At 46.3% G+C, this 19,139-nt stretch carries 19 protein-coding genes and 1 other annotated feature; of the genes, 2 read left to right on the top strand and 17 right to left on the bottom strand.

The features are described from left to right. Positions 1-379: 379 nt before the first annotated feature. The 5 genes from ARB69_RS19040 to ARB69_RS19020 all read right to left on the bottom strand — a co-directional run bounded on the left by ARB69_RS19040 (position 380) and on the right by ARB69_RS19020 (position 4,207). Positions 380-1,780, bottom strand: coding sequence for a hypothetical protein (locus tag ARB69_RS19040; RefSeq protein ID WP_055154702.1), 1,401 nt, complete (start codon positions 1,778-1,780; stop codon positions 380-382). A 21-nt stretch (positions 1,781-1,801) separates the two neighbouring features. Then, positions 1,802-2,203, bottom strand: coding sequence for a GntR family transcriptional regulator (locus ARB69_RS19035; RefSeq protein WP_050640391.1), 402 nt, complete (start codon positions 2,201-2,203; stop codon positions 1,802-1,804). A 56-nt stretch (positions 2,204-2,259) separates the two neighbouring features. Then, the gene (locus ARB69_RS19030; RefSeq protein ID WP_055154701.1) at positions 2,260-2,466 is read right to left on the bottom strand and encodes a hypothetical protein; all 207 of its coding nucleotides are present in this window, start codon (positions 2,464-2,466) and stop codon (positions 2,260-2,262) included. Next, a complete protein-coding gene (locus ARB69_RS19025; protein ID WP_050640392.1) occupies positions 2,463-2,960 on the bottom strand; it encodes a CarD family transcriptional regulator in 498 nt (165 codons plus the stop codon). The genes ARB69_RS19030 and ARB69_RS19025 overlap by 4 nt, the downstream gene beginning before the upstream one ends. A 257-nt stretch (positions 2,961-3,217) precedes the next feature. Then, complete coding sequence (locus tag ARB69_RS19020; RefSeq protein ID WP_055154700.1) at positions 3,218-4,207, bottom strand: AraC family transcriptional regulator; 990 nt, start codon at positions 4,205-4,207, stop codon at positions 3,218-3,220. Positions 4,208-4,367: 160 nt separating this feature from the next. Between ARB69_RS19020 and ARB69_RS19015 the strand changes: the two genes are divergently transcribed. Further along, positions 4,368-4,628, top strand: coding sequence for a hypothetical protein (locus tag ARB69_RS19015; protein WP_055154699.1), 261 nt, complete (start codon positions 4,368-4,370; stop codon positions 4,626-4,628). Between the two features lie 372 nt (positions 4,629-5,000). On the opposite strand, the gene rpsI is transcribed toward ARB69_RS19015, so the two are convergent. Both rpsI and rplM read right to left on the bottom strand, forming a co-directional pair. Then, the gene (rpsI, locus tag ARB69_RS19010) at positions 5,001-5,393 is read right to left on the bottom strand and encodes a 30S ribosomal protein S9 (protein WP_025656163.1); all 393 of its coding nucleotides are present in this window, start codon (positions 5,391-5,393) and stop codon (positions 5,001-5,003) included. Between the two features lie 26 nt (positions 5,394-5,419). Continuing rightward, positions 5,420-5,848, bottom strand: coding sequence for a 50S ribosomal protein L13 (gene rplM, locus ARB69_RS19005; RefSeq protein WP_025656162.1), 429 nt, complete (start codon positions 5,846-5,848; stop codon positions 5,420-5,422). 262 nt (positions 5,849-6,110) lie between these two features. Between rplM and ARB69_RS19000 the strand changes: the two genes are divergently transcribed. Beyond that, on the top strand, positions 6,111-7,421 hold the full coding sequence (locus tag ARB69_RS19000; RefSeq protein ID WP_055154698.1) for an alpha-amylase family glycosyl hydrolase: 1,311 nt from the start codon (positions 6,111-6,113) through the stop codon (positions 7,419-7,421). A 131-nt stretch (positions 7,422-7,552) separates the two neighbouring features. On the opposite strand, the gene ARB69_RS18995 is transcribed toward ARB69_RS19000, so the two are convergent. From ARB69_RS18995 to nagB, 10 genes are all read right to left on the bottom strand, one after another. Continuing rightward, positions 7,553-8,062: a flavin reductase family protein gene (locus ARB69_RS18995; RefSeq protein WP_050640861.1), complete on the bottom strand. Its 510-nt coding sequence runs from the start codon at positions 8,060-8,062 to the stop codon at positions 7,553-7,555. 50 nt (positions 8,063-8,112) lie between these two features. Beyond that, positions 8,113-9,336: a tyrosine--tRNA ligase gene (gene tyrS / locus ARB69_RS18990; protein WP_050640396.1), complete on the bottom strand. Its 1,224-nt coding sequence runs from the start codon at positions 9,334-9,336 to the stop codon at positions 8,113-8,115. A gap of 105 nt (positions 9,337-9,441) precedes the next feature. Further along, positions 9,442-9,765, bottom strand: a binding site (T-box leader). Between the two features lie 219 nt (positions 9,766-9,984). After that, a complete protein-coding gene (locus ARB69_RS18985; RefSeq protein WP_055154697.1) occupies positions 9,985-11,133 on the bottom strand; it encodes a double-cubane-cluster-containing anaerobic reductase in 1,149 nt (382 codons plus the stop codon). 18 nt (positions 11,134-11,151) lie between these two features. Further along, complete coding sequence (locus ARB69_RS18980; protein WP_055154696.1) at positions 11,152-11,919, bottom strand: acyl-CoA dehydratase activase; 768 nt, start codon at positions 11,917-11,919, stop codon at positions 11,152-11,154. A gap of 951 nt (positions 11,920-12,870) precedes the next feature. After that, positions 12,871-14,310: an N-acetylglucosamine-specific PTS transporter subunit IIBC gene (gene nagE, locus ARB69_RS18975; RefSeq protein WP_055154695.1), complete on the bottom strand. Its 1,440-nt coding sequence runs from the start codon at positions 14,308-14,310 to the stop codon at positions 12,871-12,873. 92 nt (positions 14,311-14,402) lie between these two features. After that, positions 14,403-14,888 carry a PTS sugar transporter subunit IIA gene (locus ARB69_RS18970; protein ID WP_050640400.1) on the bottom strand — a complete coding sequence of 162 codons (486 nt, stop codon included), beginning with the start codon at positions 14,886-14,888 and terminating at the stop codon, positions 14,403-14,405. A 14-nt stretch (positions 14,889-14,902) separates the two neighbouring features. Next, entirely contained in the window at positions 14,903-15,739 is an 837-nt protein-coding gene (gene licT / locus ARB69_RS18965) for a BglG family transcription antiterminator LicT (RefSeq protein ID WP_050640401.1), read from the bottom strand. 371 nt (positions 15,740-16,110) lie between these two features. Continuing rightward, the gene (locus ARB69_RS18960) at positions 16,111-17,151 is read right to left on the bottom strand and encodes a hypothetical protein (protein WP_055154694.1); all 1,041 of its coding nucleotides are present in this window, start codon (positions 17,149-17,151) and stop codon (positions 16,111-16,113) included. Beyond that, positions 17,148-18,266: an N-acetylglucosamine-6-phosphate deacetylase gene (gene nagA, locus ARB69_RS18955; protein WP_055154693.1), complete on the bottom strand. Its 1,119-nt coding sequence runs from the start codon at positions 18,264-18,266 to the stop codon at positions 17,148-17,150. The genes ARB69_RS18960 and nagA overlap by 4 nt, the downstream gene beginning before the upstream one ends. 91 nt (positions 18,267-18,357) lie before the next feature. Next, the gene (gene nagB, locus ARB69_RS18950) at positions 18,358-19,089 is read right to left on the bottom strand and encodes a glucosamine-6-phosphate deaminase (protein WP_055154692.1); all 732 of its coding nucleotides are present in this window, start codon (positions 19,087-19,089) and stop codon (positions 18,358-18,360) included. Positions 19,090-19,139: the final 50 nt, after the last annotated feature.

The raw sequence follows: 19,139 nt of genomic DNA, 5'->3' as shown, positions 1-19,139 counted from the left end.
CTGAACACATCACGGGAAATCTGATGATTTCCCGCGCTGGGTTCAGCAAAAACTTGATTTGGTGATCAAGTTTTTCCCCGCCTATCCGGCAGCGCTTGTCCAAGGAGCAGTTGGCGCACTCTAGCATTTCGCAACGGCATATACAGCCCCAGTACCTCCCCGGCCTCCCTGTCATAAAGCTGGCTCATCCAATCGGCAGGAAAGCTTGTTTCTATGGTGGGAACTCAAACGGGGGCAGCGGATGTGTCTGGGCAGACGGACACATCCGCTGCTCCGCCTGTGATCCCTATCATGGAGCGAGTTTATTCCTCCCGATCGGATGAACCTAGCTGACCGTCCCGGCTTACGGTAAGCGCCCCCCCTTCATCCTCTCCCGAGTCTAAAACTCATTCACCAACTCCAAATACCAACGTTCCGTTTCGCTTTTTTCCTGGCTATTTATTAGTACCGTATATTGGGGGAGTTCTATTTTTAAAATCGGAGAATAGCCGCGGTAAATATACAGCCGGAACTCTCCCTGCTTTTTCTCCCTGAATTTACCGACAAGCTGGCGTTCGTCTCCGAGGCCGTTCGTCCTTGTAAAATCCCCATCAGGCATTGAATCCAGCAGTTCTATCCCTTTTATCTCATCCCGTTTAAACGAAATAGGAGCCATAGGGGATGAGACACTGATATCCTCCCCGTTGACTACCAGATATCTGGGGGTGAAATCCATCTTCAGAAATACCATCAGTATTACGATGAAGGTAATCAGAACAAAGCTTATAGTCCCAAAAGTAAAGACCTTTCCTCCTGTCCGGCCCATATTCGTAGTGTAATTGGAAGTACAATACCGATCCGGCACCCATACTCTTGGGTCATTCGGATTATTATACCAGCCATTTTTCCAGTATATATCGTCATCCACATATAGTGGTTGCTGGTCTTGCTTTATGATATCTTTCTTTTTCCATCTGAGGTATAAAAGTGCAGCCAGGATCAGGATTCCCATGGTACACTGGACCACTATGTACCATAGGATGTTTGCCGGCGTAAAGGCCCTAAGCCGTATTCCTGAATAAATCACGGTCCCGATAGCCACCAGATTCAGATAATTACTGATCATCCAGATACCCGACCAGACTCTCTTGACAAGCCGGTTCACTTTCAAATTGATCTTTGTGTTGCTGCTGTAAACTTCATTTCTTCTGCGTACTGCCCACAAATGCATCCCGGTAAAGAACAGCGCTGACACAATGGCGGCACCGGTAAGCCCCCACATTTCCGGCGCTTTTGCAAGAGTTTCCCTGACATGCGGGATAAAAGCCAAAACCCCTGCAGCCGCGAAAACAGGAAGGTTCCACCAAATAGAGAAGGGAAGTCTGTCATTCTCTGCAGAAACATTCGTATCTACCACAACAATCTTACTGCCGGATGCACCCTGCCATCCCCGTTCCATCTTAAGATCATACAGCTGCCTGTGGGCTGCATTAAGCAGTCCCATGGCGCCCGCTGTAAGTTCAATCAGCCAAGCGCTCCAAGCAAGGATAAATATGGAGAGATACCAAAAATTCAGAAAACAAACCGCTGCCGACAATAGCAGGTTCACTGCATAAAACCACTTTGTCCTGCGCCTGTGTTTCTCCATCAGCGCTTCCACTTCCCGTTCATGCACGGCATAGGATGGTATATGGACTCCCAGCAGCATTCCTTCACTGTATGTTCTCCTGTGTCCATAAACAGCCATAAATATTACTGTTATAAATATATCCGTAAATAAAAATATTAGAAAAACAGCCATGCAGCCTCCTTCTCAGACCTTCTATCCCTCTGTTGCCGTTTCATATTCCTGCAAATGCAGCTCCGAAAACATCTTTTCGCAGAGGGATACAAACTCCTGCTGGTTCATCCCTTTCAACTTTGCCTCCGCCGTCAGCAGCTCCAATTCCTCTTCCAGCTTCTCATGGAATACGCCGTCCGCATCCTGTACCGGCCGCACCACAGCCCCATGACGTCTGTCAATCTCAATAAACCCTTCTGCTTTTAGAACCTGATACGCTTTATTCACCGTCATCGTATTTATTCCCGCGTCTCCTGCAAGCTGCCGCACAGTTGGAAGCTTCTCCCCAACCCTTAACGCCCCTCTTCCAATGCCCAGTACAATTTGATTGCGCAGCTGCACATATATAGGAATATCTCCGGACATATCCAGTTTTAGAATCACCACATCACCTCCCCGAAAATTATTTTTATGTTACACATCTTTATTTGTATTACTCATTATAATACAAATAATACATAAGTCAACCCTGTTTTTCTGCAATCGTATTCGTATTTGCTCCAAATAACTTTTACACCGCGCCTGCCAGAAATAATGGCGGGATGGCGCCAAAAAGCCGGGATAGGTTCTATACATTCCGAACCTATCCCGGCTTTCCCGGCGGCATCTCCTCTTTTTTCAGGCAGACGCCCCTTTAATACAATCACTCATCTTCCTGTGCATAACTCTTTGTCTCTTGTATATAGTGTTCCACTTTATTTTGCGGTATCCCAAGCGCATACCCCAGTTCGCTGTACAGGGCATGCTCAATCAGCTGCTGGTATTTCTTATCAATACTGGTTATGCTGCCTCTGCTGATCGTTCTTTTATGGAGTGTCTTCAGTACTTTTACCCAATCTTTTGGTCTATTGCCGGAGATACAGTCTTTGTATTCTCGCTCCCTCAGCTTTTCATTCTGGATCCAGAGCACATCAATCTCATCCAATTTTTGGATCAGCTCGATCGCCTCGTCTCTGCTCACTGGTTTCCTGATATTTTCCTTATCCTCTGTGGGCACATATGCCCGCTCTCTTGAATCCTCCAAAGACTGCAGGGTATAATACCTTTTTCTGCGGTCCACAAAGCTAAAATTCAAAGTTCCTACATCTTCTACCTTAAACATCCCTTTGCACTTATAAACTACTACTTCACCCGGATTCATTCTTTACGCTTCCTCTTTCTTTCCAAATCTACTGCAGGTACACTCTGACTATATTAATTAGGATTTAAGAAAGGCCGGTACATCATCTGTAACGGCCTGTTCTCAGCTTCTATATTTTGATTATATCATATTTTACCGCTTTTTGTAAGGCTTTTTGCTTCTATCCGATAAATTTCATGAATTTGTTTCAAAAATTCCCTACAGATCTTTGTGTATTCTGCACAGTCCGGGCCATGAATCGTCAGATATATAGCTCCTCACCGACCTTCTCCTGCCTGTATCTGTTTCCGGTATTCTTTCGGGGTCATCTGCACAGATTCTTTAAATATCCTGAAAAAATGACTGGGGCTTGAATAGCCGCAGGCCTCAGATACCTGATAGACGGTAAGCCCGGTATCGGCCAGAAGGTGCATGGCCTCATTCAGCCTGACCTCCTTCATAATATCACGGCAGTTTCTGCCGGTGTGCTTTTTTATATATCCGGTGAGATAATTGGCATTGTATCCCAGTCCCGCTGCCATTTCCTCCAGGGTCTGCTGCATACAGTGTTCCCGTACATACTGAACCACTTTCCTCGCCTTCCTGTCCATGCCATAGTAACTGTACCGGCCGCGCTTCACAAGACTGTCCAAAAGCAAAAGAAGCCATGCTTCCAATGCAAAAGTCTGATGAAATCCCGCCTGTGTGTACTCCTCGACCATGTTGTTCATGAATATCGGAATATTTTTGCTGTATCCGGTAGAAAAAAACATATATTTTTCTTTGCCCGGATTATCATATCTCAAAAATTCCGAGATTGGATTTCTATCCATCACAAACTCCCGCAGTGTCCGTCCAAAAAGTTTATCCTTAATACAGACATTTACGATAAGCGTCTCCGGATTTACACAATGGATTGCCTGAAGCGCATATTTGTTCAACAGTACAATATCTCCCTGGGACATGTAAAGCTCTACGCCATCAATTTCATTCAGCAGCTCCCCCTGGCATACATAGCACAATCCAAAAAAATCATGATTATGCAGCGGAAAATCTTCTGTCACCTCATGTCCCAATATGTAAATATTCTCCCGTTCGGGAAATCCGGATGCAAGTTTTTGAATATCGTGAATAAAATAATGTTCCTCCAGCTCGTTATAGTTGTGCTTAAGCAGCTCCTGCGGAAGAATCACTTTATGCTCTCTCTGCGGTTCTCCCCGGCGGTTTTTTACAACAGCCAGGGACTCCGCCATTTTATTCTGCCGCATATGCACCTCCTCCGTGAACTTTATACTGCGCCTGTGTCATACTTTCGCCCCAATTAAAATGTGAGAAAATCACACATTGACGTGTAATTACTCCCTGTTCTGATGACTCATTTTACCATATAATATTGGTATAAGCAATGAAACCAAGGAGGTGGCGGGTATGAAAACATATGTGATTCATTTAGATACTGTGCAAAAGTTAAAAGACTATCTGTATATGCTGGGAAATTTTTCTTTTACAGGAATTGTTGCAACAGACTGTCTAAATGTCCAGCCAGACGACGTTCTCTCTCTGTTTGACCGCTGCAGCGACGGAACATTTGTACTGACGGTTCAGGGCTGTGAGGGGCAGGTGCTGGTAAGCATGGAAAAATATTTAGAAGATTGCGGCCTTGTCTGCCACGATAAAAAAATTGCATAATCATTTCAAAAACCCACAAACATAATGTTCGTGGGTTTTCCATGCGATAAAATATGCAATTTTTATTGTTTGCTGAAATGCGGCTGCCTATATTTACTGAGTTATTAGAACGTGGTATTACAAACATGTTACAATAGCAGGGCTTCTCATTACTCCTTACCACACCTCAAAATAAAATGCAAAAGGAACCCAACGCATCAGGTTCCTTTAGGTGTAGTCCGAAGACGTCCACCGCAATTCTTATATATAATATACACCTTTTCTGCCAAATATATAAGTATATCTACGGCTTAATCACTAAAAAACTCCCCAAGGCCGAAGCCCTGAGGAGTTGTAAAATCTTTTTGAAATTGTACATTCAGAAACGTATGCTTATCTCTTACTGAACTGTGGTGCTCTACGAGCTGCTTTGAGACCGTATTTCTTACGTTCTTTCATACGTGGATCACGTGTCAGGTAACCAGCTGACTTCAGAATCGGTCTGTAGTCCGGATCTGCTTCAAGAAGTGCTCTTGAAATACCATGACGGATTGCTCCTGCCTGTCCTGTGTATCCGCCTCCATGTACGTTAACCAGTACATCGAATTTGTCGCTTGTTGATGTTGCTACAAGCGGCTGGCGAACAACGACCTTCAAAGTCTCCAGTCCTAAATAATCGTCAATGTCTCTTTTATTTATAGTGATCTTACCTGTTCCAGGTACAAGATATACTCTTGCGATAGATTTTTTTCTTCTTCCTGTTCCGTAATATTTTGCGTTAGCCACTGTAATGTCCTCCTTTCAACCTTTCCTTAAAATGTTAATACTTCTGGTTTCTGAGCCTGCTGTTTGTGCTCTGGGCCAGCGTATACATGAAGTTTGTTCATCATCGTTCTACCTAAAGGTCCTTTTGGAAGCATTCCTTTTACAGCCAGTTCAATGACCTGCTCCGGCTTCTTGTCCATCATCTCTGCCAGTGTAGTCTCTCTCATGCCGCCTACATATTCAGAGTGGTTATAATATATCTTCTGCTGTAACTTCTTACCTGTTACCTTTACCTTCTCTGCATTTACAACTACTACGTAGTCGCCTGTATCAACATGTGGTGTGAATTCTGGTTTGTTCTTACCTCTTAAAACTTTTGCAATCTCAGATGCAAGGCGTCCTAAAGTACATCCTTCAGCGTCAACCACATACCATTTTCTTTCAATCTTGTCTGGGTTAGCCATATAAGTCTTCATGGGTGTTCCTCCTATCATAATCATATCATATAACTTAACTTGCTTAATCTTTTATATGAAATCAGCGCACTCCGGGGCTTTGGTGTATGCTGTTTCTCCTTTTTTCATGCTGTTCTATTATAGTATGTTAACACCACGTTGTCAACATTTTTTTTATTTTATGTACTATTAAAATGCATTATTTTTACCCGGATTTATGATATACTAAAATAGTATACTTATTATACAAACATAATAAAATTTTAGAAAGCAGGTGGAATTTATGTGGGCTTATAATGAAACTTTCTATCAAATATATCCGATTGGATTTTGTGACGCCCCAGTACATAATGACGGTATCACAGTACCCCGTATACGTAAGATTGCTGAGTGGGGAGGATATCTCCAGGAGCTTGGGATAGGATCCATTATACTGAATCCGATATTTGAATCCGATAATCACGGATATGATACCCGGGATTTTAAAAAAGTAGACTGCCGTCTCGGCACGAATGAAGATTTTAAATACGTATGTGAAACGCTTCACTCCCATGATGTCAAAATCATGCTGGATGGGGTCTTCAACCATGTAGGCCGCGGTTTTTGGGCATTTCAGGATGTACAGGAAAAGAAATGGGAATCTCCGTACAAGGACTGGTTTCTCATTAATTTTGACGGCAACAGCGGTTATAACGATGGCTTTTGGTATGAGGGCTGGGAAGGCCATTTCGAGCTGGTAAAGCTGAATCTGCAAAACCCGGCAGTCACAGATTACCTGCTGGATTGTGTCCGATTCTGGATGGAAGAATTCGGCATTGACGGACTGCGCCTCGATGTTGCATACAGCTTGGACCACAACTTTATGAGACGTCTCCGCACATTCTGTGAAGAGCGCAAACCTGGATTTGCCCTGATTGGAGAAGTGCTCTTTGGCGACTATAACCTGATCGTCAATGACGAAATGCTGCACAGCTGTACCAATTATGAATGCTACAAGGGCATCTATTCCAGCTTTAACAGCATGAATCTCTTTGAAATCGCCCATTCGCTCAACCGCCAGTACGGCCCGGAACAGTGGTGCATATACAGGGGCAAGCATTTGATGAACTTCGTAGATAATCACGATGTCACCCGAATTGCCAGTATTTTAACGAATAAAGAGCATATCCTCCCCGCCTATGGCATCCTATTCGGCATGCCAGGCATCCCATGCCTCTATTATGGAAGCGAATGGGGAGAGGAGGGGATAAAGGCCCCGGACAACGATTACGCTCTGCGCCCTTCATTCGAAGAACCGAAGCCGAACAAACTAACCGATTTTATCCGCACCCTGATCGAACTCCGCAGAGAAAGCGATGCCCTCTGTAACGGGGGATACCATAACATAGTCATCACAAACCATCAGCTGATCTTTGAGCGGAAATCAGAAAAAGAAAAAATCCTGGCAGCAATCAACGCCTCCGCTTCCGACTTCACCGCAGAAAACGGAGAACTGCAGGGAGATTATACCGATGTCATAACAGGAAAAGAAGGAACACTAAACGGAAGACTTGATATGAAACCTTATAGTGTGCAGTATTTAAGGATTGAGTAGAGGAGGGGCGCGGTGCATCTATCCCCGATCCACCGCCCCCGTCTTTGTGCTCCTCCCCCGGAGGAGCATAATATCCCGGGCAGATGCGCCAGCTTTACGAAATCAGGGAAGCGTCCCCATCCCCCCTCACATTATGCTTCCTTCACAAGCACTTTAAGGATTTCCGCCATGTACATGGTGTGATAGTCTTTCCCCGGGTAGCATCTTGAATCATTTTCTTTCTCATCAAAATGTTCTGATGACATATCCTGATGATATTGTTTTTTGCAGACGAGTATCATATTTGCTTCCTCGAATGCGGTTGTTCCGTCCGTATAGTAAGGCGTCAGCCCTGCCTCTGCTTCTTTGTCACAGTCTTTTCCGGACTTGCTGCCGCAGATGTTCAATGCTTTTCTGTATGATTCGTCGTAGAAGGACAGCGTAAACAGCTCATTGGCATCCACAAATTCTTTTGTGTAACGCTGCGGGCGGATGTAGACGCTCACTACGTTTTTTCCCCACATAATTCCCATACCGCCCCAGCTGGCAGTCATGGTGTTGTGTTTCTCTTCATCCCCGGCGGTTACGAGCATCCACTCTTTCCCAATCTTTGTAAATGGATTAAACTGCAATTCTTCTGCAGATACTTCTTTAAATCCCATCATCGATTACCTCCTGTATTTGTATTATATTATTTTTACTCGGGTTCTGCTTATTTTAATACCACTTTACGGAAGTTCTTTTTACCCTTTTTCAGTATTACACCTTCTCCGGACAATGCATCTGCTGTAAATGACGCATGGATGTCTGTGACTTTTTCTCCGTCCACAGCGACCCCGCCCTGTTCTACCGCGCGTCTCGCCTCTGATTTGGAGGAAACAAGGCCGCTCTTCAAAAGCAGGGTGAGAATATCGGCAGCATTCTCTGTCAGATCCTCTGCCGTCAGTTCTGCCGTCGGCATTTCCGCCGCATTTCCCTGGCTGAAGAGGGCTCTTGCACTTTCCTGCGCCTTGTCCGCCTCCTCTTTGCCGTGTATCATCTGCGTCAGTTCGTACGCCAGTATTTCTTTTGCTTTGTTTAGCTGACTGCCTTCCCACGAATCCATTGCGTCAATTTGTTCCAGAGGCAGAAACGTAAGCATACGGATGCACTTCAATACATCGGCGTCCGCAATGTTTCTCCAGTATTGGTAGAACTCGAACGGAGATGTTTTGTTTGGATCAAGCCACACAGCGCCCGACTGGGTTTTCCCCATTTTCTTTCCCTCTGAGTTCAAAAGCAGGGTAATGGTCATGGCGCTTGCATCTTTTCCAAGTTTTCTGCGGATGAGTTCTGTTCCCGCAAGCATATTTCCCCACTGGTCATCCCCGCCAAACTGCAGGTTACAGCCATATTTCTGGTATAAAGCATAAAAATCATATGCCTGCATAATCATATAGTTGAATTCCAGGAAGGTCAGGCCCTTCTCCATTCTCTGCTTATAGCACTCCGCAGCAAGCATCCGGTTTACGCTGAAATGAGACCCGACTTCCCGCAGAACTTCGATATAATTCAAGTCCAGAAGCCAGTCGGCATTATTTACCATCATTGCTTTTCCTTCAGAAAAATCGATGAAATTACTCATCTGTTTTTTGAAGCAGTCACAATTGTGCTGAATAATTTCCGGCGTCATCATTTGGCGCATATCGGATCTTCCGGATGGGTCACCGATCATCCCTGTGCCTCCCCCGATCAAAGCAATGGGCTTATTCCCCGCCATCTGCAGGCGTTTCATCAGGCAGAGCGCCATGAAATGTCCTACATGGAGGCTGTCTGCCGTGGGATCGAATCCGATATAAAATGTAGCCTTCCCATTATTAATTAATTCAGAAATCAGTTTTTCATCCGTTACCTGGGCAATCAGCCCTCTGGCCTGTAATTCTTCATACAGTGTCATTTTTACATTCATCCTTTCTTTCGCTGTTCTGATAATAAGCGTGCGGGCGAAGAATCAGATGCATTCTTGTACGCTCCGCATTTCACGCAAAAAGAGCCCTCCATCCAAAAGGACGAGGACTCATAAAACTCGTGGTACCACCTTTATTCGCAGACGATTCGCATCCCCTGCCTCAGTGAGTATATCCTGCACACCTAGAGTCCGCTTGATCCGACCTGCATATTGTGCATAATTACTCAGTGCAATAACGTGCACCACCCCGTCACAGCCTACTTGCATATCCGCCCGCTATGCAACGGATAACGCCAATGCTTTTGGTGTGAAGCTCCGAGATGTATTCATAACCAATCGTATCACGCGCCTCTCATCAGCCGGCAGCTTTCTGTTTTCTCCGAATCAGCTATTACTTGTTCTCTTCATCGCTTTTTTCATATCTGTTGCAATCTTATCTTATTCTTCTGAATTTGTCAAGGCGAAAATTTGAGTTTGGAGGGCGTGAAATAAGATATCATTTTCTCTTTTTCGTACCGCCAAGCGAATCCATACGCCGTCCTCATCATGAAGCTCCCCTGGTTGACGACCTTATCTTCCGATTGGATGCACTCAGCAAAATGAAGGGATCGCTGCCAGCCTTCGAAGGGCACACACTTAAAGCATTTCAATAAATGCTGCCAGCCTTGTATTGAGCTGTCCAAGGTCAGCCATAGAATAATCTGTCTCCACACTGATATAAGGCTTTCCCTTTCCGTTTACAAATTTGCGTATCCCCATGGATTCCACGCTGTATGTATGACAGGCCTGCAGGATCACTTCAACCACGCCGTCTACTTTAAACTCTTCCATAAGCCGTCCCAAAAGTTCCAGACGGTTTGGATTCGGAGTCATAACGGAACATCCGATATCCAGATATCTTCTGGCAAGCGCCTCATAGATATCCTCGGCTTCTTCATCTACCAGCCGGTCAAATGACTTTGCTCCTGCACAGTTTTCAAAAGAAACCACCACGCCTCCATTTTCCTCGATGGAGCTGATCACCTTCTCTGTGGCGCCGCCGATCGGACAGCCTGTTACAAGAAGTCTCGGCTTCCTTCCTACATTCCTGCCTTCCCCATATTCTCTTTTGATCTTTTCCGTCAGCGCATCCACTTCTCCCGGGATTGCTTTTTTATCAAACTTAAAGGTACTGCCATACATAACATGAAACAGATCCTGCCCGCTGATGGGCGCCGGATCATTTGCCATCACACTGTACAGCCCCTTTATGGATCTTCTGACCTCATTCATAACCCGCACGGCTTCTCTTAGCTTTTCATCCGTTATTTTAACTTCAAATTTTTCCTCCAGATATTCCTTCACGCGGATGATTTCATTCTTCCACAGCCTGAGCCCGTCTTCTGACTGGCGGTTTGGAAGTTCCATCAGATAGACCGGTTTAATTTCCGACATATACTCATACATCTTTTTCTTACCGTCACAGGTAGTCTCACCCACAACCACATCTGAAAAATAGAAAAACGGACATTTGTCGGTCTTTGCAAATCCATAACTGGACTTGATCAGCGGACACAGATTTTTCGGCAGATCTTTTTCCGCCTCGGAAATGGTCTCGTCAGATGTGGAACAAAGCCCTACAACCGCCGCCCCCATAGCCATGGCGATCTCCTGAGGAAAATAGGTACAGTAAACCCCAACCACAGGTATCCCCTTTTCCTTCAGCTCTTTAATTCCCAGAAAAGATTTCTGCCGCTGTTCCGCAAATTCCACAAATACGTCCGGTAAATTTTTGATTAATTCCATGCTATACTCCTCCTTAAACTACGCTCTCTCTGCCTTTTCTTCCGCCAGATACGATGCACCCAGCGCCCCCGCATACCGCCCCTGTTTCGTCGGCTCCACGGTTATTCCCAGTTTTTTAGTAAGCCGGGAAGCAAAATACTCACTGTGGCTCAGCCCACCCGTCAGAATCACTTTCCCCGAAAGGTTCTGCCGCTGCGCAAGCTGTGCAACTTTCCCGGCTACAGAATCAACAACGCCGGCCGCAATATCCTCCCGGGCTTTTCCCGCCCCAATATAGCTGATTACCTCCGACTCCGCAAACACCGTACAGAGAGAGCTGATAGGCAGAGCCGTCCCCTGGGCAGCTAATTCAAACAATTCATCCAGCGCTATCCCCAGCCGGTTAGCCATAATCTCCAGAAACTTGCCCGTTCCTGCCGAGCATTTATCATTCATAAGAAAATCTGTCACGGCTCCATTTTGAATCCGGATCACTTTTGTATCCTGTCCGCCCACATCAATCACCGTACACTCATCTCCGGCCAGCACGCGCCCGCCCCGGCCGTGGCAGGTAATCTCCGTGATCACATAATCCGCAAAATCCACAGAAATCCGCCCATACCCCGTTGCTGCGGTCACCGTATCGGCAGCGCCCACATCAATCCCCTCTTCTCTCAGGCGGGCCTGAATCACCCCCGCCGTCTCCCGTCCGCTCCATCCGGTGGGCATCACAAACTGCTGCGCCTTCTCCCCCCGCACCACCACCTTGGATGCGGTGGACCCAATATCAATTCCAACATAATTCATCCTAAAAACTCCTGTCTTCATACTCTCCTACTAATGCTATCATGTCCTTCCATAAAAGTCATATCGCTTTTTCGTATGTATGGGGGGATTTATTGATGAGGGCGATGAAGGGGGGACGCCTGACTGGGGAGGGGATTGTGCGGCGGCGGGGGAGCCTGCAGTGCGATTTCTGGCAGCTTTCCGTTTGTCAAGAAACACTAAATAAAAACCATGCCGGATTTGAGGATTCCCCGGCATTCACCCCGCAATCTTGATGATTGCGCGGCTCAGGCCGGGTAAAATGCTGCTTTGGAAAGCAGCATTTTACCCTCAAATCCGGCATGGTTTTTATTAAGTGTTTCTAAGACGCACTCTATGCTCTCAGAAATCGCACTGCAGGCTCCCCCGCCGCCGCACAATCCCCTCCCCAGTCAGGCTGACGCATCAAGGCGGCAGATAAATTCCCCCTTACGGGGGAACTTAGGACGGGGGCAGTGTATCGAATTGAATTGATTACGCGAATAGCCACCAGCACGCAGATCAAGCTTTTATTATTCCCACCACTACCAGCTCTGTTTTAAAGAACGTGCTTAAGTCATTTGCTATAATCAATTCAATTCGATCCACTGCCCCCGTCCAGGTTCCCTTCCGGGAGACGATGGTCTTATTACCGGCTGGATGAGCCAGCTGCGCGGAATTGAAATATGCCTGTTCCGGATGCTCCTTTAGGTCATTAGTGCCGCTTCATCAAAATCGGAGCCGGCATGTGAACTGCCTCCAGGCCCACAAGGCCTGGCGGCAAGCCGACCCGAAGTGAGAATTCATCAGAATTCTCGCAAGTGTCGGCGGTGTTCAGCATGCCGGCTCCGATTTTGATTAGCGGCACTTATGCCCTAATTCCGCATCCGGAACAGGCATATTTCAATTCCGCGCAGCGTCCCCATACCATCCAATACCCACCGTCACCAAAACCTACTGACAGAGTTTCTTGAATTCGTCGGCTACGAATTGTACTTTTGTTCCTATGATGACCTGAACAGCATTTTTGCTTGGCCTGATTACGCCTGCCACACCTGCTGATTTGATCTTCTTTTCGTTTACTGCTGTGTAATCTTTGATTTCAAGACGAAGTCTTGTGATACAGTTGTCAACGGATGTAACGTTTTCCTTGCCGCCTACGCCTTCCAGAATGATTTTCGCAATTTCTGTGAAGTTATCATTGGAAAGCTGTACTTTTGCTTCATCTATATCGTCGTCCTCACGTCCCGGTGTTTTCAGGTTGAACTTCACAATGACGATTCTGAATACAATGTAGTAAACAACAGCTACAACGAGTCCGATCGGGATCAGGTACAGCGGGTTCTCTGCGAATGGAGCTTTAAAGCTCAGGAACCAGTCTACGAAGCCTGCGCTGAAGTTGAAGCCTGCACGTACCGGCAGCAGGGCTACAATTGCCATAGAAATACCTGTTAACAGGGCGTGGATTGCGTAAAGTGCCGGTGCAAGGAACATGAATGCGAATTCCAGAGGCTCGGTAACACCTGTGAAGAAGGAAGATAATGCCGCTGCCATTAACAGACCTGCCGCAACTTTCTTCTTGTTTTCTTTTGCTGTGTGGTACATAGCCAGTGCAGCTGCCGGAAGACCGAACATCATTACCGGGAAGAACCCTGACATATACATACCTGTCTGACCTAAGATACCGCCCTCCATTGTACCCCAGAACTTACCGATATCATTGATACCTGCAACATCAAACCAGAATACGGAGTTCAGCGCGTGGTGCAGGCCGAACGGAATCAGCAGTCTGTTGAAGAAGCCATAAATACCTGCTCCGATTGCACCTGTGCTCATAATAGCCTCGCCAAATGCTACGAGTGCTCCATAAATTACCGGCCATACAAAGTACAGAATGATAGTTGCTACGAGAGAAGCGCCTGCCGTTACAATCGCAACACACCTCTTGCCGCTGAAGAATGACAGCGCATCCGGTAATTTGGTTGACTTAAATTTGTTGTAGCATGCCGCACCAATCAGACCGCAGAGAATACCGATAAACTGTGTCTGTGTCTTTCCAAATGCAGCAGGAACAACTGCCTCTTCCACACCTTTAAACATTGCAACAACGGATGTGGATAACAGCGTTGTAACCATCAGCCATGAAACAAGACCTGCAAGGCCGGCCGTACCGTCGTTGTCATCAGACATACCAACAGCAACACCGATTGCAAACAGAATCGCCATATTGTCGATCAAAGCTCCCCCAGCTTTCAGCAAGAATGCTGCGACAATGTTGTTGGCTCCCCAGCCTGACGGGTCAATCCAATAACCAATTCCCATCAGAATAGCCGCTACCGGAAGACATGCAACCGGAAGCATCAAGGATTTGCCTAGTCTTTGTAAATACTTCATGTTTTTCCTCCTTCTTGAATCCCTTTGATTGATATAATCCCTTTTATTTTAAACCGGCGCTCTGCCGGATAAAATACGCCCCGCTATGCGGCTTATTTTTCTTCCACAGAAAGAACGTCGTCGCCTGCTGCTACCTGTTTGCCAGCCATTGCCTCCACAGATGCATAGTCTCCGGTGTTGCAGATCAGCATCGGAGTTATGATATCGTATCCGGCTGCTTTTACTTTCTCCAGATCCACCGTCAGAAGAAGGTCGCCTTTTTTCACTTTGTCACCGGCTTTCACATGACCCTCAAAACCTTCTCCCTTCATCTTCACCGTATCGAGGCCTACATGGATCAGAACCTCTGCGCCATACTCTGTTGTCAGGCTGACAGCATGAAGTGTGTCGAATACCATTCCGATTTCACCATCGGCCGGTGCATAGATTTTTCCCTCTGAGGGAATCACTGCAACGCCTTTACCGAGAATCTCCTCGGCGAATGTAGGATCATTTACCTCTTTAATCGATACAGCCCTGCCCGCTGCAGGCGCTCCCAACATATGCTTAGAATCTTTTTTCTTTAAAAAATGAAACATCTTTCTTCCTCCTTTTATTCTTCTGCCATCGTGACTCTCCGGATATGGATGGCCAGATACATGATTTCTTCTCCGGATATCTTACTGTTTGTTGCATCTTCTATATAATCTGCAACTTTTCTGCTGCACGCATATTCTCTTGGATATTTGGTCATCATCATCTCCGCCAGCTCGCTTTCCTCATTGGGGAGCAATTCTTTTCGATATACCCTCTGTAGAAGGAACTTCACGTGAGTGACAAATCTTTCATAGTGGAGCGAGTCTTCATCAAATTCCATATCCAGTTCACTCTTGACAATATCGAGTATGTCTTTCATCAGATTAGGAAAGTTCAGGGCGTCCCTGATGTCCGTTCCGTACTCTGCATTTACAAAATGAAGCGCTATGAAACCGGCCTCGTCATCCGGCAGTGCAATATGAAGTCTCTCCCAGATCATATCCACCGCATATTTCCCCAGCTGGTACTCCTGCTGGTAAAATCTTTTAATCTCCCAGAGAAGCGCATTTTCAGGTTTGATCCCCTGCGTAAACCGTTCAATTGCAAAATTGATATGGTCTGTCAGTGTCACGTATATGCTCTGGTTCAGCTTTAATTTGAGGTGCTTCTTCGCATGAGAGATAATGTCGTTCGATATCTGCGCATGTTCCAGAGGCATATTTGCAAGCAGCTCCTTGAACTGATCCGCTAAACTCTGGCTCTTGATGCGGAAGATTTTTTCAATCTTCTGCTCCGCCACCTCCCGCCCGGGCTTTGTGCCAAAACCTATGCCGCGGCCCATAATGACAACTTCTTTTCCCGTATCATCATAGGCGGAAACTATGTTATTATTTATAACCTTTTCAATTACCATAATAGCCCTGCATTCCTTTTTAACAAATTTTCTGCTTACCTGTTTATTGTTGCCAGTTTTTTCAGATTACTATTAGGTTCTCATAAGACATTTCTGGAAGAAATCCCTTGGAAAACTAGTCTGCATTGTAACTGTTTGGAGCAGATACGGCGGACTTTACAAAACAAAAAAACCAAACCCTATAAACGTGATCTTTTGATCCGCTTATAAAATCTGGTTTTGCCTGCCAAACAGTAACAATCCATTACTATTCATTTGATGTGTAAACTATAACAAAATTATTCACAGTTGTCAACCGTTCGCAGTGAAGTAATTTATAATTTGGTTATAATGTTTATATTTTTTTAATATTTTCGTGCAAATCTACCAAATCAATCGTATGTGAAGTATTCCACAAATTTCATATGATTCATGGCTTCCTGCTGCGTCAGATACTTTTGGTCTCCCAGGTCGGAGCCTTTTGCCCCGCTGGCATCCACATAGATTGTCTGCCCGTTCATATCTACTGCACAGAATACATAACTCTGCTGGATACTCCGGCTTTTATTCCACATCCCAAGCACAACATGTGATTCCATTCCGGCCCTGCCGCATAATTCGGACAAGATCTTTGCGTAACCCAGCGAAGTCGCTTTATTCCTGGTAACTGCAGAGAGGCTGTTATAAATGTATACACCGTCAAACACTTCCGCCATCGAAGAGACAGAGGATGCTTCCTCCTCTATACCTGACGCAAAGGATATATTCTCATCCAGCCAGGACAAAAAATAATCCACCGTCTTTTTCTCCCCATAATCTGCCGGAAGCCCTTTCATAATGCTGTCCAGAATCTCCTCTGTTTCATTCTGCGTCTGTATGATCTCCGAGACCTTTTCCTCCGAGTTCACCGACAGGCCTTCCTGAACCGCCGCCAGATTCTGCACCTTTCCGTCTTCCCCGTATTCGCCTGCCCGGTTAATCCCCTCTGCACAGGATAAGAACAGAATGGCTTTACGAATCACCTTGTCTTTCACTGTCGTCAGGTCGGATTCTTTATATTTCACATAGATGTCGTCTTCCGTCATAGGAATGTCATAGAAGCCGTAAAAATAATTGTATCCTTCATCTTCCAGAGCCGTCGTTACCCGCAGGTATTCCGGCCCGCTCATAGCCTCCGGAAATGTCACCACTCCGCCCTCCATACGGTCGAGCTTTTCTCTCATCAGATCATATACTGCCGCTTCTTTTGCCGTCAGCTGGTCATAGTAGAACGTGGATACCACTTCACCGCTATTACGCGGCTCATCCTTCAGCTTTGTCGCCGTGGCATTAGAAAGTGTAACCTGCCGCTGCCAGTAAGCCAGAATCACAAGAAATATAATCGCTAACCCGGCAATAAAGACCGCCTTCTGATGCTTTCGGATAAAATTCATGCCTGTTTTCTCCCATTTACATAAACAGCTCTTACATTCAGATCCTGATCTAAAAGAACTAAATCCGCCGCTTTTCCTGGTGTAATACTGCCGCATATATCATAGATGCCGATTTCTTTTGCCGGATTCATGGTTGCACATGCAACCGCATCCTCCAACGGAATCTCCATCTGCTGCACTGCCACTTTCAGACAGCCCATCAGATCCGTGGCCGAACCTGCTATTGTACCGTCTGCAAGGGTTGCTTTCGGTCCTTTTACATACACATCCTGGCCGCCCAGGGTGTACTCTCCATCCGTCAGCCCTGTTGCCCGCATACTGTCACTGATCAGAATGACCCGCTCCGCGCCGAACATGGCAAATGTGGCGCGCACTACAGAAGGATGGATATGAACTCCGTCACAGATCAGTTCCACATGGCAGTCCGCATCATCCCTGGCCGCGCCAATAACTCCCGGATCACGGTGGCTGAGTGGCGGCATCGCATTGTAGAGATGTGTAATATGGCTTGCGCCCTTTTCCAAAGCCTCGGACGCAGTATCGTAATCCGCTGTGGTATGCGCAATCGATACTACCACTTCATCCTTTACTTTCTCTATAAACTCCATTGCCCCGTCATTCTCCGGCGCAATGTCTACCAGCTTAATCAGCCCGCCGGACTCTTTCTGAAGCTGATCAAACAATGCCTTATCACAGTTACGGATATATTCTGCTGCCTGGGCCCCTTTTTTCTTCTCGCTAATAAACGGCCCTTCCATGTTAATGCCTACCAGCTTCGCACCGCTTCCGCCTTCGTAAGAGGCCGCTGTCTTCATGATCTTATGAAGCTCTTCCTCGGCCAGGGTCATTGTCGCAGGACAGATTGAAGTGACACCGATGGACGCCTCATATTCAGCCATATGCTTTATTGCATCCAGACTTGCATCGCAGAAGTCGTCTCCCACACAGCCGTGAAAATGAATATCCACGAGTCCCGGGATGGCAAAACAGCCCTCTCCGTCGATCACTTCACTTCCGCCTTCTCCAGGAGCAGCGAACTTATCACCGTTTATCACGACCTCGCCCGGAGTAAATGTCTGATCTTCTCCGAAAACATGAACATTTTTAATAATCATATTAACCTTCTTTCTTCCCCGCCCGCAATGCCCGGCCGCTGTACTTCCAGGTACTGTGTCTGCAGCGCCGGCCTGCTGCCGGCATTGTAAGCTATCTTGGGATCTTAGATAATGCTGCTGCGTCTGCAACAACCGTAACATCGGGATGCATCTGCAGAATGGATGCCGGAACTGCCGGTGTTACATCGCCGTAGAATGCCTTGGCAACAATCTCCGCCTTATCCTCTCCGCTTGCTACTACCAGAATCTTTCTTGCGCGCATTATGGTCCCGATACCCATAGTATACGCCTGTCTCGGCACATCATCCGCAGATGCGAAGAAACGTTTATTTGCTTCGATTGTGCTTTCTGTCAGATCCACACAGTGGGTCTCTTTGTCAAACACTTCCGCCGGTTCATTGAACCCGATATGCCCATTGTGTCCAAGGCCCAGAAGCTGTAAATCCACCCCGCCTAATGATGCAATCAGTTCTTCATATCTTCTGCATTCTTTGCCGGAGTCCGGTTCCATGCCGTTTGGTACATTGGTGCGCACCGGATCAATATTGATACGGTCAAACAGATGTTTATGCATGAAATAGTAATAGCTCTGGTCATTTTCTCTGTCAAGTCCTTTATATTCATCCAGGTTCGCCGTGGATACTCCTGAAAAATCCAGGTCTCCTGCCTCGTACATCTCCACCAGACGGTCATATGCGCCGATCGGTGTAGATCCTGTTGCCAGCCCCAGTACGCATTCCGGCTTCAGAACAACCTGTGCGGCAATGATACCTGCTGCCTTTCTGCTCATATCCGCATAGTCTTTTGCTTCGATAATTCTCATAGTTTTTTCCTCCACTATCACTTATTTGATTCCGGTTCTATTATATACCG

It is taken from the genome of Faecalicatena contorta, from assembly GCF_001404335.1.
GTDB classification, from domain to species: domain Bacteria; phylum Bacillota; class Clostridia; order Lachnospirales; family Lachnospiraceae; genus Faecalicatena; species Faecalicatena contortus_B.
The sequence above is the reverse complement of the archived record's forward strand: the minus strand, read 5'-3'. Positions and strand labels throughout refer to the sequence as shown.

Excerpts from the sequence above, each read along its gene's own strand:
- ARB69_RS19020 (WP_055154700.1), bottom strand. The coding sequence starts at position 4,207 with ATGCGGCAGAATAAAATGGCGGAGTCCCTGGCTGTTGTAAAAAACCGC.
- ARB69_RS18985 (WP_055154697.1), bottom strand. The coding sequence starts at position 11,133 with ATGGAATTAATCAAAAATTTACCGGACGTATTTGTGGAATTTGCGGAA.
- ARB69_RS19040 (WP_055154702.1), bottom strand. The coding sequence starts at position 1,780 with ATGGCTGTTTTTCTAATATTTTTATTTACGGATATATTTATAACAGTA.
- ARB69_RS18960 (WP_055154694.1), bottom strand. The coding sequence starts at position 17,151 with ATGAATTTTATCCGAAAGCATCAGAAGGCGGTCTTTATTGCCGGGTTA.
- nagB (WP_055154692.1), bottom strand. The coding sequence starts at position 19,089 with ATGAGAATTATCGAAGCAAAAGACTATGCGGATATGAGCAGAAAGGCA.
- tyrS (WP_050640396.1), bottom strand. The coding sequence starts at position 9,336 with ATGACACTGTATGAAGAATTACAGGCCAGAGGGCTGATTGCCCAGGTA.
- ARB69_RS19015 (WP_055154699.1), top strand. The coding sequence starts at position 4,368 with ATGAAAACATATGTGATTCATTTAGATACTGTGCAAAAGTTAAAAGAC.
- ARB69_RS19000 (WP_055154698.1), top strand. The coding sequence starts at position 6,111 with ATGTGGGCTTATAATGAAACTTTCTATCAAATATATCCGATTGGATTT.
- rplM (WP_025656162.1), bottom strand. The coding sequence starts at position 5,848 with ATGAAGACTTATATGGCTAACCCAGACAAGATTGAAAGAAAATGGTAT.
- ARB69_RS18980 (WP_055154696.1), bottom strand. The coding sequence starts at position 11,919 with ATGAATTATGTTGGAATTGATATTGGGTCCACCGCATCCAAGGTGGTG.
- ARB69_RS18995 (WP_050640861.1), bottom strand. The coding sequence starts at position 8,062 with ATGGGATTTAAAGAAGTATCTGCAGAAGAATTGCAGTTTAATCCATTT.
- licT (WP_050640401.1), bottom strand. The coding sequence starts at position 15,739 with ATGGTAATTGAAAAGGTTATAAATAATAACATAGTTTCCGCCTATGAT.
- ARB69_RS19025 (WP_050640392.1), bottom strand. The coding sequence starts at position 2,960 with ATGAATCCGGGTGAAGTAGTAGTTTATAAGTGCAAAGGGATGTTTAAG.
- nagA (WP_055154693.1), bottom strand. The coding sequence starts at position 18,266 with ATGATTATTAAAAATGTTCATGTTTTCGGAGAAGATCAGACATTTACT.
- ARB69_RS18970 (WP_050640400.1), bottom strand. The coding sequence starts at position 14,888 with ATGTTTCATTTTTTAAAGAAAAAAGATTCTAAGCATATGTTGGGAGCG.
- nagE (WP_055154695.1), bottom strand. The coding sequence starts at position 14,310 with ATGAAGTATTTACAAAGACTAGGCAAATCCTTGATGCTTCCGGTTGCA.